The sequence below is a fragment of the Fibrobacter sp. UWB12 genome (assembly GCF_900142485.1).
Lineage (GTDB): Bacteria > Fibrobacterota > Fibrobacteria > Fibrobacterales > Fibrobacteraceae > Fibrobacter.
This window is the reverse complement of the sequence record NZ_FRAZ01000013.1, coordinates 34,455-57,031: the sequence shown is the minus strand read 5'-3', so window position 1 is coordinate 57,031 and position 22,577 is coordinate 34,455. Positions and strand designations below refer to the sequence as shown.

At 48.4% G+C, this 22,577-nt stretch carries 20 protein-coding genes; 10 read left to right on the top strand and 10 right to left on the bottom strand.

The window, feature by feature from the left end; all coding sequences use genetic code 11:
* The first annotated feature begins 266 nt into the window (after nucleotides 1-266).
* The 5 genes from BUA34_RS15040 to BUA34_RS15020 all read left to right on the top strand — a co-directional run bounded on the left by BUA34_RS15040 (nucleotide 267) and on the right by BUA34_RS15020 (nucleotide 5,317).
* Entirely contained in the window at nucleotides 267-1,406 is a 1,140-nt protein-coding gene (locus BUA34_RS15040; RefSeq protein WP_072831018.1) for a hypothetical protein, read from the top strand.
* Nucleotides 1,407-1,472: 66 nt separating this feature from the next.
* On the top strand, nucleotides 1,473-3,359 hold the full coding sequence (locus tag BUA34_RS15035; protein ID WP_072831016.1) for an ABC-F family ATP-binding cassette domain-containing protein: 1,887 nt from the start codon (nucleotides 1,473-1,475) through the stop codon (nucleotides 3,357-3,359).
* 162 nt (nucleotides 3,360-3,521) lie between these two features.
* On the top strand, nucleotides 3,522-4,067 hold the full coding sequence (locus BUA34_RS15030; protein WP_072831014.1) for a hypothetical protein: 546 nt from the start codon (nucleotides 3,522-3,524) through the stop codon (nucleotides 4,065-4,067).
* On the top strand, nucleotides 4,061-4,651 hold the full coding sequence (locus BUA34_RS15025; protein WP_072831012.1) for a hypothetical protein: 591 nt from the start codon (nucleotides 4,061-4,063) through the stop codon (nucleotides 4,649-4,651). Before BUA34_RS15030 ends, BUA34_RS15025 begins: the two co-directional genes overlap by 7 nt.
* Before the next feature lie 96 nt (nucleotides 4,652-4,747).
* Nucleotides 4,748-5,317: a hypothetical protein gene (locus tag BUA34_RS15020; RefSeq protein WP_254794518.1), complete on the top strand. Its 570-nt coding sequence runs from the start codon at nucleotides 4,748-4,750 to the stop codon at nucleotides 5,315-5,317.
* A gap of 22 nt (nucleotides 5,318-5,339) precedes the next feature.
* On the opposite strand, the gene BUA34_RS15015 is transcribed toward BUA34_RS15020, so the two are convergent.
* The 6 genes from BUA34_RS15015 to aroC all read right to left on the bottom strand — a co-directional run bounded on the left by BUA34_RS15015 (nucleotide 5,340) and on the right by aroC (nucleotide 13,833).
* A complete protein-coding gene (locus BUA34_RS15015; protein WP_254794517.1) occupies nucleotides 5,340-6,239 on the bottom strand; it encodes a hypothetical protein in 900 nt (299 codons plus the stop codon).
* Between the two features lie 133 nt (nucleotides 6,240-6,372).
* A complete protein-coding gene (locus tag BUA34_RS15010; RefSeq protein ID WP_254794516.1) occupies nucleotides 6,373-7,914 on the bottom strand; it encodes a hypothetical protein in 1,542 nt (513 codons plus the stop codon).
* A 64-nt stretch (nucleotides 7,915-7,978) separates the two neighbouring features.
* Nucleotides 7,979-10,108 carry an FISUMP domain-containing protein gene (locus tag BUA34_RS15005; protein ID WP_072831006.1) on the bottom strand — a complete coding sequence of 710 codons (2,130 nt, stop codon included), beginning with the start codon at nucleotides 10,106-10,108 and terminating at the stop codon, nucleotides 7,979-7,981.
* A gap of 4 nt (nucleotides 10,109-10,112) precedes the next feature.
* Nucleotides 10,113-11,594, bottom strand: coding sequence for an FISUMP domain-containing protein (locus tag BUA34_RS15000; protein ID WP_083579815.1), 1,482 nt, complete (start codon nucleotides 11,592-11,594; stop codon nucleotides 10,113-10,115).
* Between the two features lie 84 nt (nucleotides 11,595-11,678).
* Nucleotides 11,679-12,554, bottom strand: a complete 876-nt coding sequence (locus BUA34_RS14995) for a tetraacyldisaccharide 4'-kinase (protein ID WP_072831034.1) — start codon at nucleotides 12,552-12,554, stop codon at nucleotides 11,679-11,681.
* Between the two features lie 196 nt (nucleotides 12,555-12,750).
* Nucleotides 12,751-13,833: a chorismate synthase gene (gene aroC, locus BUA34_RS14990; RefSeq protein ID WP_072831002.1), complete on the bottom strand. Its 1,083-nt coding sequence runs from the start codon at nucleotides 13,831-13,833 to the stop codon at nucleotides 12,751-12,753.
* A gap of 104 nt (nucleotides 13,834-13,937) precedes the next feature.
* Here aroC and BUA34_RS14985 point away from each other — a divergent pair, with 104 nt between their 5' ends.
* The 3 genes from BUA34_RS14985 (at nucleotide 13,938) to BUA34_RS14975 (ending at nucleotide 15,808) form a co-directional block, all read left to right on the top strand.
* The gene (locus tag BUA34_RS14985; RefSeq protein ID WP_072831000.1) at nucleotides 13,938-14,513 is read left to right on the top strand and encodes a hypothetical protein; all 576 of its coding nucleotides are present in this window, start codon (nucleotides 13,938-13,940) and stop codon (nucleotides 14,511-14,513) included.
* 243 nt (nucleotides 14,514-14,756) lie between these two features.
* Nucleotides 14,757-15,314 (top strand): NADH peroxidase, encoded by a 558-nt coding sequence (locus tag BUA34_RS14980; RefSeq protein ID WP_072830998.1) that lies wholly within the window; start codon nucleotides 14,757-14,759, stop codon nucleotides 15,312-15,314.
* A gap of 80 nt (nucleotides 15,315-15,394) precedes the next feature.
* Nucleotides 15,395-15,808, top strand: coding sequence for a Fur family transcriptional regulator (locus BUA34_RS14975; RefSeq protein WP_072830996.1), 414 nt, complete (start codon nucleotides 15,395-15,397; stop codon nucleotides 15,806-15,808).
* On the opposite strand, the gene BUA34_RS14970 is transcribed toward BUA34_RS14975, so the two are convergent.
* The 3 genes from BUA34_RS14970 to BUA34_RS14960 all read right to left on the bottom strand — a co-directional run bounded on the left by BUA34_RS14970 (nucleotide 15,805) and on the right by BUA34_RS14960 (nucleotide 18,902).
* Entirely contained in the window at nucleotides 15,805-16,464 is a 660-nt protein-coding gene (locus BUA34_RS14970) for a potassium channel family protein (protein WP_072830994.1), read from the bottom strand. The genes BUA34_RS14975 and BUA34_RS14970 overlap by 4 nt on opposite strands.
* 41 nt (nucleotides 16,465-16,505) lie before the next feature.
* Nucleotides 16,506-17,909 (bottom strand): TrkH family potassium uptake protein, encoded by a 1,404-nt coding sequence (locus tag BUA34_RS14965; protein ID WP_072830992.1) that lies wholly within the window; start codon nucleotides 17,907-17,909, stop codon nucleotides 16,506-16,508.
* Between the two features lie 108 nt (nucleotides 17,910-18,017).
* Nucleotides 18,018-18,902, bottom strand: a complete 885-nt coding sequence (locus tag BUA34_RS14960; protein WP_072830990.1) for an FISUMP domain-containing protein — start codon at nucleotides 18,900-18,902, stop codon at nucleotides 18,018-18,020.
* Nucleotides 18,903-18,971: 69 nt separating this feature from the next.
* On the opposite strand from BUA34_RS14960, the gene BUA34_RS14955 reads away from it, so the two are divergent.
* Nucleotides 18,972-19,364, top strand: coding sequence for an NADH-quinone oxidoreductase subunit A (locus BUA34_RS14955; protein ID WP_072830988.1), 393 nt, complete (start codon nucleotides 18,972-18,974; stop codon nucleotides 19,362-19,364).
* A gap of 90 nt (nucleotides 19,365-19,454) precedes the next feature.
* Here BUA34_RS14955 and BUA34_RS14950 read toward each other — a convergent pair whose 3' ends face one another.
* Nucleotides 19,455-20,558 carry a BamA/TamA family outer membrane protein gene (locus BUA34_RS14950; protein ID WP_072831032.1) on the bottom strand — a complete coding sequence of 368 codons (1,104 nt, stop codon included), beginning with the start codon at nucleotides 20,556-20,558 and terminating at the stop codon, nucleotides 19,455-19,457.
* A gap of 74 nt (nucleotides 20,559-20,632) precedes the next feature.
* Between BUA34_RS14950 and BUA34_RS14945 the strand changes: the two genes are divergently transcribed.
* Nucleotides 20,633-22,489: an ATP-binding cassette domain-containing protein gene (locus BUA34_RS14945; RefSeq protein WP_072830986.1), complete on the top strand. Its 1,857-nt coding sequence runs from the start codon at nucleotides 20,633-20,635 to the stop codon at nucleotides 22,487-22,489.
* Nucleotides 22,490-22,577 lie beyond the last annotated feature (88 nt).

The window sequence follows — 22,577 nt, the reverse complement described above, 5'->3', positions numbered from 1 at the left end:
TTAAGAATAAGTCTCGCGGAAAGTAACTCTTTGAAACTTAACGGGTTACATGCGGGACTTTCTTTATACCCAATTTCTATTTACAATGGGTGTTGATAGATGTTGAAAACTGTTGAAGGTTTTAAAGTTTTTTGTAGTAATTCCGTCATCATTTGTTGCCAAACGTTTCTTTTTTATTTACATTGTCCAAAAAAATGCGCATTCTTGGCTAATGTGGGTTCGCCGGGAATGTCGTTTGTCATTTGGAACCCGTAAGGTTGAATGGAATGAAACTGATTCTCAAGACTCTTGCTGCAGGGCTTTTCGCCTTCTCTATGGCGAATGCTCAGGATGATGTCCCTGCTGATGCTGCTTTTGCACCTGCTTCTGACAAGCCGACGATGGCTAGAAGCGAACTCCCGGTGGGCGCCGATATTTCTAACCGTTACCTCGAACGCGTTTTCTACCACTGGAAGGACAACAAGGAAAAGGGCATCATCAAGGTGTTTATCCACACGGATGAACTTGCCGAAGAACGCGAACCGGATGTCTTGAACTACGACGTTCTTTACAGGGATGCTGACAGCAATGTCATTTTCTGGAAAGACCATGTTGCAAAGTGTGTCAAGTGCTTTGGCAAGCCGGTTGTCGATGGCCCGACCCCGAATACCCCGAAGGCTCTCGTGTATGACTGGGATCCGAAGAAAATCGACGATACCACCAAGACGATGGTTGAAGGCGAATTGCCGGCTGAAGTCTACATGATCACGAAGGACAACGACATCAGAAACCTCAAGTCCCGCTGGATTGGCCCGTCCGACAAGGAACAGGGCGAAAGCGAATTCGTGCGCGCTTACCGCTTTGGCTCCATCATGAAGTACAACGACAAGAACGCTTTTGCGATGGCTTTCGTTTACAAGAAGGGTGGCAAGTTCTTCTATGTGCCGGAAGGATACGGCTATATCGACCAGGGTGTTTACAAGGGCGTTGCTTTCCCGGAAAAGTTCTACGAAGTTGAAGTGACTGACTTCAAGGAAATCGTGGGCAAGTCTCCGATCGAAGAAGTTCAGGAAGCTATCAAGCGTGGCCCGACTCCGGTCAAGATGGCAGACCTTCCGAAGCAGACTTGGAAGGGTCCGAAGATTGAAAAGGAACTCAAGGCTCTCGTGAAGGGTTACAAGATCAAGAAGCTCATCATCACGAGCGACTCTTGGGAATACCGCAGAAACTTCTTCGGCTTTGTCCTTTACAGATGGGTCGGATTTGATATTGTCTATGATGGCAAGAACAAGGACGGCAAGAAGGCTACCATGTACAAGTCTGGCTTTGTTGCAAAGCAGATGAGCAATGGTCGCGGCTATGATAAGAACTTGATCATGACGGGTTCTCCGGTTTCCTGGAACCGCGAAGTTCTTGACTGGAAGTAATCTATCGGTCGCCTCTAAAGGTTTGAAAGGACGCCCTCTGGGCGCCCTTTTTCTATCTTTGGTTTCGTGATTCAAATTCAGAACGTCTCTAAGTCTTTTGGCATGCAGGTCCTTTTGGATGGCGCTAGCATGCTTGTTGCCGACCATGAACGCGTCGGTCTTGTTGGTCGCAATGGTTGTGGCAAATCGACCCTTTTCAAGATGATTCTCGGGCAGGAATGCCTCGATGGCGGTAACATCGACATCCCGAAGGGCTATACGATTGGCTATTTGCAGCAGCACATCAAGTTTACGCACCCGACGGTTCACGAAGAGGCGTGCAGCGTGCTCAAGGTGAATGAGGATGGCTGGCTCGAAGAACACAAGGTCGAGGCGATTCTCTTTGGTCTTGGCTTTGACGAAGAGAGCATGCAGAAAGACCCGATGCTTTTGTCGGGTGGTTTCCAGATCCGTTTGAATTTGGCGAAGGTCTTGGCGTCGGAACCGGACATGCTTTTGCTTGACGAACCGACGAACTATTTGGACATTGTTTCCATGCGCTGGCTCAGCCGCTTTTTGCGCATGTGGAAGGGCGAAGTGCTCTTGATTACGCATGACCACCACTTTATGGATGAGGTCTGCACACATACGGTGGGGATTCACCGCCACAAGATGCGCAAGGTCAAGGGAACGGTCGAAAAGTTGCGTGAGACGATTGCCGAAGAAGAAGAAGTGGCAATGCGCACGCAAGAAAACGAGCAGCGCAAAAAGGAACAGCTCGAAAAGGTTATCGAGCGTTTCCGTTACAAGGCGGCGAAAGCTGCGATGGTGCAGTCAAAAATCAAGGCGGCTGCAAAGCTTGCGACGGGCGAGCGCCTCACGCACGAACGCAACTTGGATTTCAATTTCAAGAACGCGGAATTTCCGGGCAAGCGCATGCTCCAAATTCACGGGCTCTCTTTTGCGTACAAGAACGAAGACGGCTACGGTCCAGAGCTGATTTCGGACCTCGAGTTGGAAGTGTTCAAGGGCGACCGCATTGCAATTATCGGTCCGAACGGTCGCGGTAAAACGACGCTCTTGAACTTGATTGCCAAAGAATTTGAACCGACCCAGGGTACAATCAATTACAACCCGAACCTCAAGATAAATTACTTTGGACAGACGAATATCAATCGCCTGAATCTTGAAAATACGGTCGAAGAAGAAATTGCAAGTGCGATTGCGGATGTGTCGCAGAAGAGTCGTGCGCGTAGCCTCGCGGGCGTGATGATGTTCAGCGGTGACACTGCCATGAAGAAGGTGAAGGTGCTTTCGGGTGGTGAACGCAGCCGTGTGCTTTTGGGCAAGATTTTGGCGAACGAAAGCAATATGCTTTTGCTGGACGAACCGACGAACCATTTGGACATGGAAAGCATCGAGAGCTTGATCGATGCGCTCGAAGATTACGATGGTACCGCACTTGTCGTGACGCATGATGAAGAACTGCTGCACGCTTTTGCGACGCGCCTCATCGTCTTCGATGGTGGTAAGTGCCGTATCTTCGAAGGCACTTACGCGGACTTCCTTGAAAAGGTTGGCTGGGCTTCTGAAAAGAAGCCGGGCGGCGCGAACTCCGCAAACATCAAGGTCTCGAATATCGACGTCACGGACGACAAGCCCGTGAGTTCGACGCCGCGCACCAAGGAAGACCGTAGGGCGCGTGCAGACTACATTGCCGAACGTAGCAAGGTCATTAAGCCGCTCGAAAAAGAGACCGCTCGCCTCGAAGCAGAAATTGCGAAGGCTGAAGCTCTCGGAGGCGAACTTGAAGCAAAACTTGTGGCTGCCTCGGAATCTGGCGATGGCAATGCGATTACGTCCATTGCAAAAGATATGGACGAAAACAAGAAGCTGACGGAAGAACTTTACGCTGCTTGGGAAAAGGCTAGCGCCGAACTCGAAGCCGCGAAAGACAAGTATAAGTTAGACTAGCTTTTTTACGAGATGGCGGGCATAACGCTGGCATGATGGTTGTGCCATTCACCTTTCACGTCATTGCGAGGCCCCTGTAAGGGGACGCGGCAATCTAGCTTCTAGTAATTTCTATTTTATTCTAGACGTTTGTGCAGAAGCGATTGTGCAAAAGGAAAATTTATGAAATACTTTTTATGGATAGTATCTTTGATGCTGTTTGCCTGCTCTTTGGCGGATGTGGATGACGATAGTGATTTTACGCCGGCCTATGGTAGACTTGTTGGATGCTGGGTCTCGACAGAATCGGGTTGCCAGGAAATATGCTTTAATGCAGATACTTCTTTTACTGTTGTTACCAACACTTCCGACGGGAATGCTTCGGTGGAAATGTATGGGTATATTTCGGAGACGAGTGTCGTTTCGAAATGGGGTGAAGTCAATGACAGTTGGGATGTCTATGTGTGGGCTGCAAACTCGCAGACTTTACCGTTGGTTGGGTCTGGATTGATAACCCCGATTTTGAATGGCAATGTGATGACGATGGAGCTGAATCCCTATTTGGAACCCTGGAGCCGAGGAACGTTCTTTTATTTTAATCGTCATGATGAACCGGCCAAGTCGTTTGTCCGTGCGCAGGGCGCCTCGAATTGCGGGACGTTTGGCAGTTATCTCGATACGACGAGTTTTACTTTGGAATCGTTAAGAAGCAGGAATAATAGATGGTGAAACGTTTGCTTTTGATTGCTCTTTTTGCGGTGACTTCGCTATTTGCCCAAAATGGTGTGCCGAGTACCGAGTTGCCTAAATCCCGCTTTGTCGCACAGACGGAATTTTACTATTCGAAGTTGTCCATTTTTAGGGAATCGCTTACTTTCAATGGCAATGGCGATTTTTGGTTACAGTTTGGCCGTGAGTTCCGTTTTGCTAGGTATTTTTCGTGGACGCCTTCGATTGGCTTTAATCGCAATGGCTGGTCGTTTGAACGCGCGGGGCATAGCGGCAAAATGAGCTTTGTTGTTCCGTATGTATCGTTCTCGATAAATGCTCATCCGTTCGATATTGGTTATGTCGACCTTGGTCTCCATTATGGACGTTTGACCTATTGCTTTGGCGAATTGGATGGTAAAAATACAACAAAAGACGATACCTATTTTTCGTCTTATAGCCATGGATTTTACACCCACATCGGTGCCGATTTCCTAGAACATTTTAGGGCTGGGCTTGTGTACCGACAGACATTTATAGATTCGGATGATTATCCTAGAGTCATTGTAGCTGCGCTAGGCGGGTTTGTTTTGTACAAGTTCTAGTATATTTAACTTGGTATGAAAAAGCTCGCAGTCCTTTGTTCTTTTGTTGTGCTCTTTTCGAGTTGTGCCATGCATGCTCCGGATGCGAGTGCATTTATGGAAGTCTTTGATAAGGAACATCCCAAAGACGGGCGTGGATTTGGTGTAGGGTATGTCTCTGCTCGGGGTGGCGATTACACTGATAAAATGTGGGCTATACCGTCGTATTGGGATATTGGCGGAAATCTTGTTTTCTTGGATTATTGTGTAGCAGGTTTTTCTTTTCAGTGGTTGCCTATTATTGATTTGGGCTTTGGCAATCGTTTTGTCGCCTTACGAGGTTGGGTTGATTTCTTTTCGCTTTTAGGGGATTTGGATCAATTCAATTATGGGGCTGGCCTTGTTCAACAAGTGCTTCCGACTGAAAGTTTGCGATTTGGACTAGAAGAAAATATTACTCATAATTCGTATGCACCTTTTAGTGGCACGAAAGAGGGTGGGCAAGACTATTGGGCTTTGGACTTTGGATTTTTTTCAAGATATCGCCGGAGTGCAACTGACGTTATTAATAGTTTGTCTTTGGCAGTTCGCGTTCAGAGACGTTTTTTTAATGCGTCTGATATATCAAAATATGGAAGATATCTTTTTACAGCGTCTTTGACTGTGACGTGGGCTAATAAAAGATAAAATATTCGGATGATGTAGCCCGTTATTCTGCGCGTTCGCGTTTGCGTGGCTTGAGCGTCATCCCGTTGCTACGGTAGTATTGAATATCCGTGAGCACTTGACCGACCCAGTAATGCTTTTGCGGGTCCTTGCGCCAGTTCTCGAACCTGTTGCGGTGTTCTGCATCGGGGTAGAATTGCGCGATGGCGTCGGCAAGTGTGGGTGATGTCGCAAGTGCAGTTTTAAGGCGGTGGGCGCCTATGCCAATTTGTTCTAAACCTTTGCCTGTGTCGAGTGCGAGTAACCCGGACGTGTTGTTTTTGCCCTGATAGTTCATCTGGAATCCGGAAGTGTGATGGATGATGGACATGAGGACTGCCGGATCAGTGCGCTCGCGGAGACATGCTTCAAGAACGGGCAAGTTGCAAAGGTGTTCGCTGTCCCAGGGCTTACTGTTATAGGTTATTATAAGTGTGTGGTCCGTGCTATCGGACATGATGGACAGCTCATAACGAATGCCTAAATCACGCTGAAGCGCTTTGATCAAGCGGATTCCCCTGTTCTTGAATTTTTTGTAACCGATCATCTTTATCTGTAACGTGTCCTTGATTTTTTCGAGAATCGGTGTCGTGGGGCGCGTGACAACGAGATTGTAATTGTTGATGACGGTGGGGAGGATGTAGGCGAGTTCTGCTGCGGCACTGTCGAGGTTACAGTTCATGTCGATGATGAGCTCGCCTTGGTCGCAAAGCTTTTGAATCGCGGACGTGGTGTACTTCTGGTATTCGAGTTGCTCATCGATTGTCGGGCGAGGTTCTTCTTCGGGGTGTGTCGCATAAGCAGTGGCTATCGCTGCAATTCCAAGAACCCATGCAATGATGATGAGCTTGACTTTGATACTTCTACAAAAAATGCGAATAACTGCACGACCTTTTTTGGTCATGCAGATGCATATCAGCCAAAGTAATGCGATACCCGCCCAGAGGAAAACCAAGTTCACGAGACCAATATAGGCAAATATTGGAAGCGTGACGGAGTATTGCTAAAAATTAATGTTGTTTTGCAGTGCTTGCGGGCTATTTCTCGGTGTTTTGTTGACCTTGAGCCGCTTGCGGCTTGGCTTGTTGCTTGCCAACCAAGTTAGGGGTTTTAAGCATGTTGTTCGAGAACGAGGCGATTGTTTCGCTTGCTTTCTTGATAGTCTTGATGATGTTTGCTGTGTTGTCGAACTGAGCCTTGATATCTTCCTGGACTGAATTGAACATCTGCGTAAAGCAGAACAAGTCGTCTTTCGATTCGTTAAAGAGTTTGTATGTATTTCGGAGCGCGACGAGGTTTGCGGTTTCGCGCTCCATGGATTCCTTGATTTCGCTGTTCAACGAATCGCGGAGAGTTTTCTTTTGTTCGATAATTTCGGGAGCGTTTTCTCTTAAGATGTACGTTGGGAGTGTGCCAAATTCCTCGAACTTGGTAGAGGTGTTGCTTGATTGATTGACGGAGCTGCGGAGGCCGCTTGTACGGACCTGCGGGTCAATGGAAATGGTGCAGTTCGATGTCCCGTGGTAATTGCAGAGTACGCGCTTCTCAATTTGACGGAGTTCGTTGTAAGGGTTGAAACTTACATCGGTTTCAATGTATTTGAGTGGTGCGTAAAGCGGCACGGATTCGCCTGCAATGGTAATGCGGTATGCAAGGCACTTTTCGCCGTTGAACGGTTTAGTCTCGTAAAGGTTGTTCGAACTGTGGACGAGGTGGTTCACGCGCATGAGCAAGTCGTCGGCGTTGTAGGGCTTTTCGAGAAGGCTCGGCGTGTTCTTGTATAGTTGCGTTTTGAGAATTTCGCGGTAGCTTTCGGAAATGGCGGTATTCGAAGCGCTGCGTCCCCAAATGGATGTTCCCAAGAAGAAGGTGTCTATAAGTTTAGTTTCGTTGCGGCCATTGAGGAACGCGATTGCCTTAATCATGTTCGAAAGGGCGATCCATCTGCGGATGGAGACGTAGACGCCGTTCTGGGTGCAGGTTTCTGATACCTTGCCGATGACAGCAAGAGTATTCGGGGAGAGCGTAACCTTGTGGATTTCTTTTATCCATTGGGCCTGTTCTTCGGCGCTAATGGCGAGGTTGTCCGGGACTGGTTCTTCGCTTTCGGTTCCGTGGATTTGGAGCAATGCGCAAAGAGCGTCAGACGATATATTTTCGGGGAGCATGATGGTGAGCGTGACCTGGTCACTCACTTCGGATCTGCACAGCGCGGATTCCGGTTTTTGGTCGCCCGAAATAATAATGGAATTTTTTTCGTGGTCGTGGACAACTATTTGGAGATTACTTTTGTTCTGTTCATCGCCCGGTGTAAAGTTGTCGAAGATAATCAGGTTGTAATCGTTAATATTGTCAGGGAGTTCTTTTTGCTTTTTTCCGAGCCTTAAAATTTTTGCGTTCTTGAATGTGTTTGAAATTCTGCGGATGATAAGGGAACTACCGCAGCCGGGATGGCCGTACAAATAAAAAGGTTCCTGAATGAGCGTGGTGAGAAAACCCAACTGCACGTGGTATTCTCGTTCGGGAATATTTTTTGTGATTATTTGAAGAAGTTCGGCAAAACGTTGACGCAAATTCATTTTTTTCTCCCTAGTTCTTGTTTTTAAAAATACAATAAAAAAAGGAGAAAAGGGCAAAAAAACACTAATCTGCGGTTTGTTTGGCCGTTATTTCTTCTGGAATCATCTTGATGCAGCGAATTGGGTTTGTTGCTGTTTTAGTTGAATAACAGATGTCGGAATTCATTGTTGTAAGTGTGAAACAGAGAGTTCTGGCACTGTACTTTTGGTCATCTTCTGATGAACCCCAATAATATACAGCATCTTTTTCGCTAATTGGTGTTGCGTTGAATCCATATAAATCATAGCCATTGCCGTTTCTTGGCCAGCCTTCAAGTCCTTTCAGGTTCTGTCCTGAGAGAACGTTGCCTCCTGTTGCTTCCTGAAGCTTTAGGAAATCGTCTTTGTTTGGGAGGCGGTACCCGTCTGGGCAAATCCCTTTGGCGAATGTTTTGGGATTACATGTAAGGTGATAACCACATCCGGCGCCGTCATTAGAATAAATTTCAGCTGAATCCATAGCTGCCGACCATGTGTATAATCTGCCAAAGGTATTGCAATATTCCGGATCGTCCGTTGGGCAAGAGCTTTCGGCAGATCCCTCGTGATACTCGAGTCTCAGATTTTCAACCATCCATGTCTGGTCCCCAATTTCTACGGTCTTGTAAACATTGCCGTCTCTGGAATCTTCAAGTGTGCCATAGACTATTTCATGATCGGGCTTGGGAATGTTGTTTTTATCTTCGTAGTTCATTAAGCAACGGATGGAATATGCGTAATCCTCCGTAACCATTCTGATGTAGTATTGTTGTGTATGGTCAAAAAGAATGGCGTTGGCATCTTCTTTGTCAGAAGTCCAGAAATAGGCAATCTCTTTTTCGGTTGTGAATTCAGCTTTTGTTGTTCGCGTTCCTGCGGCCAACATAGAGAACTCAAAATCGTCGGTTCCTTCGGATCCGTCCCAACCTTGTTTTGCCTTTAGCTTTTGGGTGTTGTAACCACCAATATAATAGAACAATTCATTCCATTCTGCTCGATTGGGCAAGTGCCACCCTTCTGGGCACATTCCTTGGACGACTTCAGCAGGCTTGCAATTTGATTTTGATCTTAGGCCGCATAGCTTAGAGTCGTTTGAAAAAGCTCCTACCGAGTCCATGGCGGCGCTCCAAGTGTAAAGTCGTCCGTACTTTGTGCAGTAGGCAGTATCATTTTGGTAGCAGAAACTTCTTGCCGACTTAAAGTAGTATGCGTAATTCAGGTTTTCTGCCATCCATACGCGATTGTTGATGGTTGTAGTTCTATAAATATGTCCGTCACGACCGTCCGTCAACGTCTTTTTGATGGGGTCATAGACTGTTGGACGAGGGGGTTCGCTAGAACTGGAAACTATGCTTGAAGAGCTGCTACTGGATGACGACGAGCTCATAGAACTGCTTGATTCCGAGCTTGAAGACTTTGCCGAGCTAGATGAATGAATGCTGGAACTGGATTGTTTTGTTATGGAAGAGCTTGATTGATTTTTGGAAGAGGAGCTGGATTGTTTTGTTATCGAAGAACTTGATCGATCATTAGAAGATGAACTGGATTGAACTTTGTTCGAAGAACTCGATATTTCATCCGATGAACTGGATGATTCCTCGATGAAGTTATTTTCTATGCAACGGACAGAGAGTCTAAAATTTTTTGGATAGTCTTCATAGAATACGTAATCGCTTACGCCGTCGAATCTCCAGTTGAAGGCGTTTTTACTGTCTAGCTCTGTAGCGGACCAGAACAATGCCCTATAGCCTTTCTTTTGTCGCTCGTCGAGAGCGTCGCGGTAACCCATTGGGGATGCTTCAAAGCCATATTTGTCTTTTCCGTTTTTGCCTGTTTCCCAGCCCGAAGTGGATTTCAACTGGAGGCCAGCTTTTTCTACGCCGCCGACTTCTTCAAATAGAGTTTTCCATTCGTCGTCATTGGGGAGATGCCAGCCTTCAGGACATGCTTTTTTTGCTTCTTCCCAGGTGTAGAAATATTTTTCAAAATAAAGGTTTTCGGCCATCCAAGTTTGATCGCCGATGGTCACCTTCTTGTATTCCCGGTTGTCGCGGGAATCGGTAAACGATTCAAGTGGTTCATGCTCGTTGTTGTTCTCTACAGATGTTGCAGATTCTGAACATGCGATAAAGGAGGTGGCTAGGCCAAGGGAAAGAGTCCATAAAATCTGTTTCATCTTTTTACCTCTTTAGGCAACGAACGCTTTTGAATGCCGAATGTTCAGTGTATGAATCTGTTTTTAAGTTGTCGTTTATGAATGAAAATACAGCTATTCCGTGGAAAAATTCATTTAGGGCTGTTGATGTCCAAAATTCGGCTGATCCACCAAAAATGATCTTTTTTGTAATGGAATTACATGTTCCAGACGGTGTGATGTTGAGACCGTACACGTCATTCCCTTGAATCGAGTTGTACGTCAAGGAATTGGTGTTGCATATAGTTTCGAGGATGCCCCATGGAGCAGTCCAAGAAATTTGATTGATCAATGTTTTCCAATTGCTTTGACTTGGTAATACCCAACCGTTAGGACAGGCTTTTATTGCGGCTCTCCAAGTGTAATAACAGCCTACGAGTGCGAGAGTGTCAGGATCTTGAGGACAAAAGACATCGACAGTATCTGCGGCATCCCTAGGAATCTCGTATCTTAAGTTTTCAGCCATCCAAGTTTGATTGCCGATGGTGACGGTCTTGTATTCTTGTCCGTCACGGGAATCTGTTATGGTCCCGTGGATGACTTTGGCGGGGTCGTACTTGTAATTGGAGCTGTTTGAAGTAGCGCTTGAACTGCTTTGGACACTAGAGCTGCTGATGGCGCTTGAACTGCTTTGGGCACTAGAGCTGCTGATGGCGCTTGAACTGCTTCTGATGCTAGAGCTGCTGATGGCGCTTGAACTGCTTTGGACACTAGAGCTGCTTTGAGCACTGGAGCTACTCTTGGCGCTAGAACTACTAGAGCGCATGGAACTGTAGTAGAAAGTCTTGCTGCCTTTGATGCATCGAATAGAAAATGCGTTGTTGCGATTGCCTGCATCGCGGATGACGAGCTTGTTGTCAGCATTAAGGCTCCAGTAAAGAACATCGGAGTAATCGTACCGAGTTGCGGACCAGAACGAGGCATAGGAACCTTGTTCCTCATAATTTTTGGAAGTATTGCGGAAGCCTGCAGCGAGTGCTGTAAAGCTGTAAGCGTCGGAACCGTTGCCGTCGCTATTCCACGTGGATTTTGCTTTGAGTTTGCGACCTGCGTAATCAACTCCGCCTGTGGAGTTGATTAAGGTTTTCCAATCTTCGTTGTCGGGGAGGTGCCAGCCCGAAGGGCAGATGTTGCGAGCCATGTCTTCGGACCAAGTGTACAATCTGCCGTACTTGTCGCAGTTGCTGTCTTTGTCTTTATAGCAATAGCTACTTGCGTCTGTGTCGCTGTAATTGTACTTGAGGTTTTCGGCCATCCAAGTTTGTTCACCGATGGTGACGATTCTATATGTCTCCCCATCACGGTTGTCGGTGATTGAACCCGTTTCGACTTCCAAGGGGTTTATGGTAATGCCATCTCCTGGATCTGAAACGCTTGAACTAGATGAATCGCATGCAAAAAATGTGCTTGCCGAAATAACGGCAAACATCCCATTAAACCAAAATCTGCCGATAGTACTTTTGTTCATAAAGAATAAAATACAAAAAAAGAAATGGATAAATTACTCTTTACAAAAAAAATGAAGAACAAAGTTTTGCTCAAAAATTTACGGCTAGAGCAATTTTTTTAGGATGTTGTCGGAGACTGTTATTTTTTGTATAGCGGTGTGGAGCTTTGGATGGGCGAGGAGCGACTGCTGCAAACGGCACGCATCTTTTTGCGAAATGACGATGTCTTTGTCTTGCGCAAGTTCCGCTTGGACGGTTTGCTGGAAGTGCTTGTCGTGATCGCGGCGGACGATTGCTTTTTCGACATTTATTCCGAATGTACGGATGTCTTCGACGAATCGCTTGGGATTGCCGAGCCCGCAAATGGCTGTAGCGGTAAGCGGTTTGCCCGCTGCAAAGTTTGTGATGGACTCGATGGAAAAATTGATGGCGGGCGAATTGACGCAATGTCCGTTGTTGCCTACGCAATCAAGATGGATGATTTCGGTTTCGTCGTGGTCCTGCTTTAAACTGCGGAACGGGCCGCTCGGCAAAAGGCTTGCTATGGATTGCGGCGGTTCCTGCCAGTCAAGGCAAATGCGGTGGGCGCCTGTAAAGCGCGAATCTTCGAATCCGTCGTCGCAGAGGATAATGTCGAATTTGTCTTGAATTTCTTTGGCTGTCTTGTAGCGATTTTTGGTCGCGAATACTTTTATTTGTGTAGATTTGGCGGATTGAAATTCCCGCTCAATCATGATAAATTCATCCCATGCGGCGCTGTGACATAGGATAGCAATTTTCTTACCTTGTTCTTGAAAATGTTTTGCAAGCCAGATGGTAAAAGGCGTCTTGCCGGCACCCCCTGCTAAATAGCTCCCGACAATGAAAACGGGAACGCGTAGTTGCGGTTGAGGGCGCAAAAAGAGCTTGTGGTGCAGTTTGTACGCAATTCGGTAAAATGCGGATGCGACAAGGCGGAAAGACTTCGTTATGTGTTTCATTGGCAATGCCTCGATGCATGTCATGCCGGTCTACGTGCCGGCATCGCCTTTTCATAAGCGAGATGGCGACCCCGGAAAGGCGAACGAGGCGAACGCTGCGTCAAAGATTTTAATCTTTGACATAGCTGAGCCGAAGGGCCTTGCGCTTGCACAATAAATCCGGGGTGACAGCTTGACGAAGAGAGCTGTCGCTTAATTAAAGGCAATTGCGTTTCTGCTGCAAGTATAGATCTGCGAGCACGAGAGCTGCCATGCTTTCCACAATCACCGGAGCGCGGACGGCAACACAAGGATCGTGCCTTCCCTTGGCGGCAAGTTCTCCGTTTTCGAGACCTCGGCCGGCGGTCTTTTGCAATTGCGAAATGGTGGCTGTCGGCTTGAACGCCATGCGGCAATAGATGGGTTCGCCATTCGAAATGCCGCCAAGGCTACCGCCCGCGTTGTTTGTACGCGTGCGGTAGGTGTTGCCGTCAACATAAATCTCGTCGTTGTGTTCACTGCCGTGCATGCGGGCTGCTGCAAAACCGCTACCGATTTCGAATCCCTTGCATGCCGGGATAGAAAGCATCGCCTGGGCAAGAAGTGCGTCGAGCCTGTCGAATACCGGTTCACCGAGGGCTACCGGGACGTTTTTTACGAAAAGCGAGACGGTTCCGCCGATGCTGTCGCCGTTGGACTTCGCCTCAAGGATGGCTTCTTCCATCTTTTTGCTGGCTGTTTCGTCCGGGCAGCGGACGGGGGATGCTTCAATTTGGTCAAGCGTGAGGGTTTCCAGATTCGGCATGGCGCAATCAACATTGCCGACAGAAGCGACCCACGAGAGAAATTCTGTACCTGCGACCGTCTTCAAAAATGCTTTCGCGACGGCGCCTGCGGCTACGCGACCGATGGTCTCGCGGGCAGAACTTCTGCCGCCGCCGCGGTAATCGCGGAATCCGTATTTAAGGTCATAGCAGAGGTCGGCATGTCCCGGTCTGTACCACTTGGCAATGTCGGCATAGTCGTTACTGTGCTGGTCTTCGTTGAAAACGACGAAAGAAATGGGGGTTCCTGTCGTTTTTCCTTCAAAAACACCGGAAAGAATCTTTACCTGGTCCTTTTCGTTACGGGCGGTCGTGACCTTGCCCTGACCCGGGCGCCTGCGGTTCAGTTCGGCCTGAATCATTTCTTCGGTAATCGGGAGACCGGCGGGGCATCCATCGAGGACGGCTCCAACGGCAGGACCATGGGATTCACCCCATGTTGTGACAGAAAATATCTTTCCAAATGTGCTTGACATGTGACCAAATATAGATACTGGACCAAAAAATCTTTTTTTTATGAAAAATTTTTGCTTACTTGGAAAAAGTTTACTATCTTTTACAATATCTAGAGGAGTCTATTGTGTCCAAATTTGGCATTGTCGTTACTTTTTTGATTCTTGTGCTTTCGCTACACGTGCAGGCACAGTCTCAGAATAATTTTGCCGGCATTCCTTTTGGCTCCACTCGTGAGACCGTCATTGAAGAAATGATGAAAAAAGGTTACGAACCTTACGGTCAGACCGGTATTGGCGAACGAGTGGTCATTCCTGTTTATATGTTCGGTGAACTGCCAGTTCAGGTCGATTTCATTTTCAATAAGAACGACAAGTTCTATGCCTTTGAAATCCGTACAGGCCGCGTTGAACGTGCTCGTTTGAGCAAGACCTTCGAAGCGGTTGCCTACATGTCCGATCAGTTCACGCTCAAGTATGGCAAGCCATCGGGTTCTCCGGCTATCAGCGAAGTTTCTACCCTTAAAGAAAACGTGCATAATCTTTATCAGGAATGGTTCTCGGTGAAGATTTTGGATGCCTACACGGCTGTAATTCAGAAGGGTAACCGCTATTATGCAGTGGGTTCTGTAACACACCGCCAGCTTGCAACTGAAGCCGAGACCAAGCGCCGCGAAAAGCCTGCTGAAGCTCCGGTGTTCTAATCCATAAAACAAATTGATTTTTAAACAGCCTTCAACGGGCTGTTTTTTTATGCCTTTGCCGTACTTTTTTGCGAAAAAAAAGTTTTTGCGGTAATTTTCAAAAAAATTAATGAATATTTATAAAAAGTGGTTGTTTTGACTTGACAATATTTGAAATAATTATATATTTATAATGATTACAAATATAATCACAAAATAATCATGAATTTCTACATCAAATCCGCGTAGCGGAAAGGAGAAGATATGAAAGTCTGGGTTTGCAAAGTTTGCGGTTATGTCCACATGGGTCCGGAAGCACCGGAAGAATGCCCGCAGTGCCACGCTCCGAAGAGCAAGTTCTTCGAAAAGGTTGAACAGCCGGCAGCCGGCAAGATTGTCTGGGCTGACGAACACAAGGTCGGTGTCGCTCAGGGCCTTGATGCCGAAGTGGTGCAGGGGCTCCGTGAGAACTTTGCGGGTGAATGTACCGAAGTGGGTATGTACCTTGCCATGAGCCGCCAGGCGGACCGCGAAGGATTCCCGGAAGTTGCCGAAGCTTATAAGCGTATCGCTTTCGAAGAAGCCGAACATGCTGCCAAGTTTGCTGAACTCTTGGGCGAAGTCGTTTACGCCGATACCAAGAAGAACTTGGAACTTCGTGTTGCTGCCGAAGCTGGCGCTACCGAAGGCAAGCTCGCTCTTGCTAAGCGTGCCAAGGAACTCGGTTACGATGCAATCCACGACACTGTTCATGAAATGTGCAAGGACGAAGCACGCCATGGTTCTGCATTCCAGGGCTTGCTGGGTCGTTACTTCAAGTAGTTTTGAGGTGTAAGGGCGGTTCTCGAAAGAGAGCCGCTTTTTTAAAGGTGTTTAATGGGAGTTTTTAAGAGGGTGTGATTATGCAAGAAACGGCAAACATACTCAAAGATCATGGCATCAGACCTTCGTTGCAGAGAGCCTGTGTCTATCGCTATTTGCGGGGTGTCAAGACTCACCCGACTGTCGATGAAATTTATTCGGCACTGTTGCCGGAATACCCGTCGCTTTCTCGTACGACGGTCTACAATACGCTTGAGCTGTTGATAACAAACGATTTGGCGATTTCGCTGGACTTTGGCGATGGCTTTTTGCGTTACGATGCGGATTGCACTCCGCATAGCCATTTCAAATGCAAAGGGTGCGGCAAAGTATTTGACGTGATGCTTCCGCCGCCGGATTGCTCACAAATGATTCCCGCGGGATTTACCTTGATGGGAACTTCACTTTATATGTTCGGGCTTTGCGACAAGTGCGCGTGTAAAGTCGCGGACTAATCTTTAAGTTTATCGAGCGCTTCGTTCGGTCCGATGAGGAACAATACGTCGTCTTCTTGCAAGATGACGTCTGCAATGTTACCGATTTTAGGCGTGGGCTCTTGCGGGTCACGGATAGCAATGACTTGTACTCCGTATTTGTGCGTAAGAGACAGCGTCTTCAATGTCTTTCCGATAAATTGCTTGGGACAGACAAGTTCCACGATGGAGTAGCCTTCCATGAACGGGAGGAAGTCGACCATGTTCGGACGGTTCAATCGTTCGGCAAGGCTGATGGCAGCATCGCGTTCCGGATGGAAAATGTCCGTGACGCCGAGCTTTTCCAAGATGCTTGTGTGGGCGGCACTGCTTGACTTTGCGATGATGTGCTTGACTCCGAGTTCCTTCAAGTTGAGGATAGTGAGGAGCGAAGCTTCCAGATTGTCGCCGATGCAGACAATGACGCTATCGGCCTTTGTCAAGGACGGGATGGAGGCGAGCTGCTTTTTGCGGGTGCCGTCAGCAACTACGGCTTGCGAGACCATGCTTGATATGTCCTGGATTTTTTCAGGATGCGAGTCAATGACCATGATGTCATGACCGAGCGAGGTCAAATGACGTGCAAGGTAGTTTGCTGAATTTCCAAGACCGATAATAACGAATTGTCTAGAAGCCATGGTTTAAATATAGTATAGTGGTTTGTGGTTGGTACTATAAACTAGCCGACCATTATATCTTCTTCGGCGTAATAGGCGGTGTCCTGGAGCTTGCCTGCAACTGCGGAAATGAGGAACAAGGGACCCATACGGCCAATGAACATGACAATGCAAATGACGATTTTTCCGACCGTGGAGAGTTCTTCGGTAAGTCCCATCGAAAGTCCGCATGTGGCATAGGCGCTCACGACTTCAAAAAGAATCTTGAGGAATGGCCCGCTGTCGGCGGCGTATCTTGAACCTGATGGAATTTCGGTGTTGAGGAGAATGAGCGTGGCTGTTCCGATCACGACGATTGCGACGACGAAAATTCGAATGGCCTTGTCGATGGTGCTGTTCGGAATGGTACGACCCATTACTTGGGTCTTTTCCCTGCCAAGGAGCCTATTGAATCCGAGGAGCCCGATGACCGCGGCCGTAGTAATCTTGATGCCGCCACCGCAGCTACCGGGGTTTGCACCGATGAACATGATAATGATAAAGAAGAACAGCGATGCTTGCGTGAGGTCGGGAATGTTGACGGAATTGAGCCCTGCCGTGCGGCTTGTAAATGCCATGAACAGAACGGATTGAGCGTTTTCGCTAAAGGTGTGACCGCTAAAGAGGTTGCTGTGTTCGGTGAACGCAAAGACGAGGATACTTACGCCAATGACGATAAAGGTTCCGTAAGTCGCGATGCGTGTGTGTAACGAGAGGCGGCGGACTTCCTTGTGCTTGAAGTCGAAAAGGTAGCGCAGTTCTGCGATGGCCAAAAATCCGAATCCGCCTGCCAGTACGAGGATGCAGGTGGTGATGTTCATGATGGGATTGTATTGGAAGCTCACGAGCGAGTCGGGGAATAGCGTGAAGCCCACACCGCAGAATGAACTGACGGCTTGGAAAATCGAGCAGAAGACGCGGTCGTACATTTCCATGGATTCGAACTGCGTGAAGTAGACTGTGCCGCCAATCAGTTCTAGCCCAAACGTAAAGGGGATAATTGCTCTGAGGATGCGGCCTGCATCGATGTTACCTTCTTGCGTAAATTCGGAGAGGAATACGGACTGGTGGCTAAATCCCGGATGCATGCCGGCAAGCAGGATAAGCGTTGTAGATGCGGTCATGATGCCGAGACCGCCGAACTGCATCAATACGACTATGATCCAAAGTCCGGTGTGCGTAAACGTGGAAGGAATATCGACAACAGAAAGTCCTGTGACGCAGACGGCAGACATGGCCGTAAAAAAGGCTTCGATTAAACTGATCGGGCGGCTTGCCGCTTGAGGGAGGCTGAGTAGCGCCGTGCCAATGACAATGAGCAGAAGGTAGGCGAGGACCACCAACATGATGGGGTTGGCCTGGGTCTTCGTCTTGAAAACGTTCTCGGACAGGGAGTCTGCGAACATTTGGTACTTTGAACGTAGCATAAGACAGAATTTAGTAAAGTTGAAAGTCAGGTTCCCGTTTAAAATGGAAAAGGACCTCGCCTGCATAAGCAAGCAAGGTCCTTTGTGTAAGGAGGAAACTTTTAAAGATTACTCTTGGACGCAGCGGACGCTAAAGCGCTTTGTCTTCGAGTCTACCTGGAAGAACAGGCGTTCTTTTTCGCCTGCGTAATCGGGGTCTTTTTCTACAATGATAACAGTGTAGGAATCACCCTTGTTATCTTCGAAATTCTTGTCGCCGTCCTGCGGTGTTGCAGATGTCCAGTGGAAGCCCATCTGGCCCATGAAATTGCAGTCGCCATCCTTGCAGCGGCCGCTGTAGCTCCATGGGACGGTTGCATCGTCAAGCGCAGCTTGAGCTTCTTCGCGGTTCGGGAGTCTCCAACCTGTCGGGCATGCCTTTTGTGCCGAGTTGAAGGTGTAGAGTCGGCCGTTAGAAGTGCAATTAGATTCTTGTTCGTTGAAACATTCGCTCGTGACACCGGCATAGTTGATGTCTTGTGCCATCCAGAGCTTTCCGCCAATCTGCATAAGCTGGTACGTCTTGTTGTCGCGGGCGTCGGTCATTGTCATGCCGTTAACGATAGGCGGCTTGTTTTCGGGCGTATCGATGGTGATCGCGTTTTGCGAAGACGACTTCGGAGCGGCCTTAGACGAAGATGACGGCGGCACCACGGTTGCTTCGCAACCAGGTGTCCAGCAGAACATCTTTTCTTCGACGATGTTCGGATAATCGACGTTTTCCGCCGGAACGTCTATAATCTTGTGCTCATAGATGGTTTTTCCACCATTGTTTACAGCAGAAGACGTTGGCGTCTGCTGTTGGAAGGAGCTGGAGGATGCTCCCGTAACAACGGATGACGAAGATTCATTATAAGCTATAGGTGGCGCAGCCGGGCTCGGTGCGTCATCAGAACAACCAAACAATAAAGAAACAACCCCTACAAAACCAATGGCAGCAATTTTTTTCTTCATGATTACCAAATATAGTTTACAAAAATGAATTGAAATGGCAAAAACTTTTTTACTATCTTTGGAATCACTATGAGCAATGTTGAAATATTCGACACAACCTTCGCCATGACGATTCTCGTGATCATGGCTCTCTGCATCCCGACCGTTCTTCTTGTTGCCAACTGGGTGCTTCACCCGGGCAAGGTTAAGCATACCATTATCAAGGGTTCTGCTTATGAATGCGGTTTGGCTCATGTTTCCGGTACCGCAAATGAACGTTATCCGGTGAAATATTACATGGTCGCCATGCTTTTCTTGGTATTTGACCTCGAAGTGGCCTTTATTTATCCCTGGACCATCCAGTTCCTCGCTGGTGGCTGGGAATTGCTGTTCATCCTCCTCGGATTCCTCCTGATTCTCGAAGCAGGTTACATTTACCTCTTGAAGAAGGGCGTCCTGGACTGGAATAGCGTTAAGGATTAGTCCTTAAAACGTTGTTTATTCTATCTCAAAATGGCGGATGCAGGCTTTCGGGTTTGCATCCGCTTTTTGTTTGTCCCCTATTCCTAAACTCTAGAACGCGTCGCGGACGTACATTGTCATGCCGACGTTCTTGAAGTCAACCCATGAAAGTTCGCAGCGGGCGTACAGGTTTTCCTTCTTGTTGAGGGCGAACCGCCCCCCGAAGCCTAGGCTCCTGTGCCACTTGTTGCGCATAAGGTCGCTAAAGTAATCGCCTGTTTTTCCGCCTTCAAAGAAGATATCTCCGGCGAGTCTCCAGAAAAGCTTCTTGCGGAATTCGACCTGCAAGAACATAGCCTGCTCCCCGTAGAAGTAGTTCTTTTCGACTCCTCGGAATCGCTTGAGACCGTCTGAGCCTGCTAGTTTGTCGAACGGGGCGTTCCCGTCGACGCGCTGCCAGAGGAAGCCAACGGCCATGGATGTGTTCCAGATAAATTCGGAGTAGCCGCGGATGTCGAGTTCCTGATGGGTGTAGCTGTAGTCGCCTAAACCTTTGTTATAAAAGTAGTGCCCCCACTGGACTAGGTAGCCATGTCGGGCCCAGTTGGTGTTGTCGCGCGTGTCGATGGACAGGTGGTAACCGATGCCGTTGCGCCATCCGTCTGTGTTTTCGGGTTCTTCGATGCTACCGTGATAGTGGTAATTGTTGAAGTCTATGTTGGTGCTGTTGAATTCGAAGAACAGTCCGTACTTAAAGTCGGGGTGCCATTGCTTTGTACCGAAGTTTGTATTGATGTGCGTCTTGAGGTAAAAAGTTTGGCGATCGAACTTGCGGTAGTCGTCTATATCGGGATTGTTCTTGCGTGCGAAGTAGTTGCCGACCCAGTCTTCGTAGTGAAGTTCTACATTGCCCGAAATACGGTCGTTCAAGAGGTAGAATTTAGGTGATATGGAGCCGGTAACCTGTTTGCGCGATGTTCCGTAAAAGGACAGGTCTAGTTCGGAGGCTTTTCCCCCTTCAAATTCGGGTTTGAAGAAGATGATAGCCATGGCGCCGAATTGGTACTGCGTTTCTTCGGTGTAGCCAAGTACCGGAACGGCAGAAAAACGTTGGAAGTTGTCTGTCGAGTCAGTGGAGGGTTTTGCTATCTCCCCCGCGAATGCCGGTGCCGCGAAGGCGGCAAGTGCCAGTAGCTTTTGTGTCAAGAAACGCATTTCGCCCAAATTTAGATAAATAAACGATTTTTCTATTTTTCAATGGGAAAAAGTAATTATAGAAGGGTTTGTTTATGCCCATTTTGTCTGCTCAGAATATTTTGCTCCGTTTTGGCGGTCCGCCGCTTTTGGATAATGTCTCGTTCGATATCGAGGCGGGCGACCGCATTTGCCTTGTGGGCCGTAATGGAGAGGGCAAGAGCACACTTTTGAAGGTGCTGACGGGCGAAATGGAGACGAATTCCGGTGAAATCGTCAAGAAGACGGGACTCAAGGTTTCCCGCATGATTCAGGAAATCCCGGCACATCTCGACGGGACCGTTCGTGACATTGTGATGGGCCGTGTGTCCGTGGTGAGTGGCGGTTCCGTGATTTCGAAAAAGATTCTGGACGATGGTGCCCATAATGCAACTGCCGAGGCGATTCTCGGCAAGACGGGTATCGATGCGGATGCTCCTTATGACAGCTTGAGCGGTGGCCAGAAGCGCCGTGTGCTTTTCGCTCGTGCCGTGGCCGAAGATCCGGATTTGTTGCTGCTTGATGAACCGACAAACCATTTGGACATTCCCGCCATCCAGTGGCTGGAAGGGATTGTGACGCGTCTTTCTTGCGCGGTGATGTTCGTGAGCCATGACCGTGCATTTGTCCGCCGTACGGCAACCCGCATTTTTGAACTTGACCGTGGGCGCGTGCGCAGCTGGGATTTCCCGTACGACAAATTTGTGCAGTTCAGGGACCAGGCGCTTGCCGAAGAAGAAAAGGCGAATGCACTTTTCGATAAGAAATTGGCCGAAGAAGAAGTTTGGATCCGCAAGGGTATTCAGGCACGTCGCACGCGCAACGAGGGGCGAGTCCGCGCCCTCATCAAGATGCGCGAAGAACGCGCGGCCCGCCGCTCCCGTACGGGCAATGTGAACATGCAGATTACGGAAGCCGACCGTTCCGGGCGCCTCGTTGCGCGCCTCAAGAACGTGAGCTATTCGTATGACGGGAGCCCGCTCATTAGCGACCTCTCGACCGAAATCAGCCGTGGCGACCGCATTGGCATTGTGGGGCCGAATGGCTCCGGCAAGACAACGCTCTTGCGTTTGATTCTTGGCGAACTCCAACCGGAATCGGGTGAAGTCCGCCTGGGCAGTAACCTTCATATTGCCTATTTCGACCAGATGCGTACCCGCCTTCGCGAAGACAAGTCGCTCATCGAAAATATCGGTGACGGTCAGGCTTACATTACGCTCAACGGTGTCAAACGACATGTGTTAAGTTATTTGCAAGACTTTTTGTTCTCGGCAGATCGCGCTCGCGGCCCGATTAGTGCGCTAAGCGGCGGTGAACGCAACCGCCTTTTGCTCGCATGCCTCTTTAGCCACCCGAGCAACGTCTTGGTGCTTGACGAACCGACGAATGACTTGGACATGGAAACGCTTGACCTCTTGGCAGAACTTTTGGCCGACTATAACGGCACCGTCCTGACGGTCAGTCATGACCGAGCCTTCCTCGATTCCGTGGCTACCGGCATCCTCGCCATCGAAGATGGCGGCCGTGTTTTCGAAGCGGTCGGCGGCTACTCCGATTACGAGGCAAACAAGAAGATTCGCGACAAGGAAGCTGCCAATGCCGCCCGCATTGCCGCCGAGAAAGAAGCCGAAAAGCAGGCCCGCGCTAATGCTGGCGCCGGCGCCGCCTCTGTGGCCCCCGCACCCGCCAAAAAGAAAAAGCGTAGCTACAACGAAGAGCGCGAATACGCTGCCCTCCCCGAAAAAATCGAAAAACTCGAAAAAGAAATCGCCGATTTCCAGCTGGAACTTTCCAAACCAGAGGTCTATACGAATGCGACCCTCATTGTGGAACTCCAGAAAAAGATTGCCGATGACGAGGCTTTGCTCGAACAGGCTTACGAGCGGTTCGAGATACTTGACAATTTGGGGTGATTTTTTTTCGCTCCCCTAGTGACATTTCTCATTGGATAATATAGATTTACATTGAATGGGTATTGGTGTTTATTTAGAGGAGTTTTAG

What these genes read in the sequence shown, in the direction of transcription:
- BUA34_RS14960 (WP_072830990.1), bottom strand. Translation starts at nt 18,902, where the DNA reads ATGAAGAAAAAAATTGCTGCCATTGGTTTTGTAGGGGTTGTTTCTTTA.
- BUA34_RS15025 (WP_072831012.1), top strand. Translation starts at nt 4,061, where the DNA reads ATGGTGAAACGTTTGCTTTTGATTGCTCTTTTTGCGGTGACTTCGCTA.
- aroC (WP_072831002.1), bottom strand. Translation starts at nt 13,833, where the DNA reads ATGTCAAGCACATTTGGAAAGATATTTTCTGTCACAACATGGGGTGAA.
- BUA34_RS15040 (WP_072831018.1), top strand. Translation starts at nt 267, where the DNA reads ATGAAACTGATTCTCAAGACTCTTGCTGCAGGGCTTTTCGCCTTCTCT.
- BUA34_RS15030 (WP_072831014.1), top strand. Translation starts at nt 3,522, where the DNA reads ATGAAATACTTTTTATGGATAGTATCTTTGATGCTGTTTGCCTGCTCT.
- BUA34_RS15020 (WP_254794518.1), top strand. Translation starts at nt 4,748, where the DNA reads ATGGAAGTCTTTGATAAGGAACATCCCAAAGACGGGCGTGGATTTGGT.
- BUA34_RS14995 (WP_072831034.1), bottom strand. Translation starts at nt 12,554, where the DNA reads ATGAAACACATAACGAAGTCTTTCCGCCTTGTCGCATCCGCATTTTAC.
- BUA34_RS15010 (WP_254794516.1), bottom strand. Translation starts at nt 7,914, where the DNA reads ATGAATTTGCGTCAACGTTTTGCCGAACTTCTTCAAATAATCACAAAA.
- BUA34_RS14955 (WP_072830988.1), top strand. Translation starts at nt 18,972, where the DNA reads ATGAGCAATGTTGAAATATTCGACACAACCTTCGCCATGACGATTCTC.
- BUA34_RS14975 (WP_072830996.1), top strand. Translation starts at nt 15,395, where the DNA reads ATGCAAGAAACGGCAAACATACTCAAAGATCATGGCATCAGACCTTCG.
- BUA34_RS15005 (WP_072831006.1), bottom strand. Translation starts at nt 10,108, where the DNA reads ATGAAACAGATTTTATGGACTCTTTCCCTTGGCCTAGCCACCTCCTTT.
- BUA34_RS14945 (WP_072830986.1), top strand. Translation starts at nt 20,633, where the DNA reads ATGCCCATTTTGTCTGCTCAGAATATTTTGCTCCGTTTTGGCGGTCCG.
- BUA34_RS15015 (WP_254794517.1), bottom strand. Translation starts at nt 6,239, where the DNA reads ATGACCAAAAAAGGTCGTGCAGTTATTCGCATTTTTTGTAGAAGTATC.
- BUA34_RS14950 (WP_072831032.1), bottom strand. Translation starts at nt 20,558, where the DNA reads ATGCGTTTCTTGACACAAAAGCTACTGGCACTTGCCGCCTTCGCGGCA.
- BUA34_RS14965 (WP_072830992.1), bottom strand. Translation starts at nt 17,909, where the DNA reads ATGCTACGTTCAAAGTACCAAATGTTCGCAGACTCCCTGTCCGAGAAC.
- BUA34_RS14980 (WP_072830998.1), top strand. Translation starts at nt 14,757, where the DNA reads ATGAAAGTCTGGGTTTGCAAAGTTTGCGGTTATGTCCACATGGGTCCG.
- BUA34_RS15000 (WP_083579815.1), bottom strand. Translation starts at nt 11,594, where the DNA reads ATGAACAAAAGTACTATCGGCAGATTTTGGTTTAATGGGATGTTTGCC.
- BUA34_RS14970 (WP_072830994.1), bottom strand. Translation starts at nt 16,464, where the DNA reads ATGGCTTCTAGACAATTCGTTATTATCGGTCTTGGAAATTCAGCAAAC.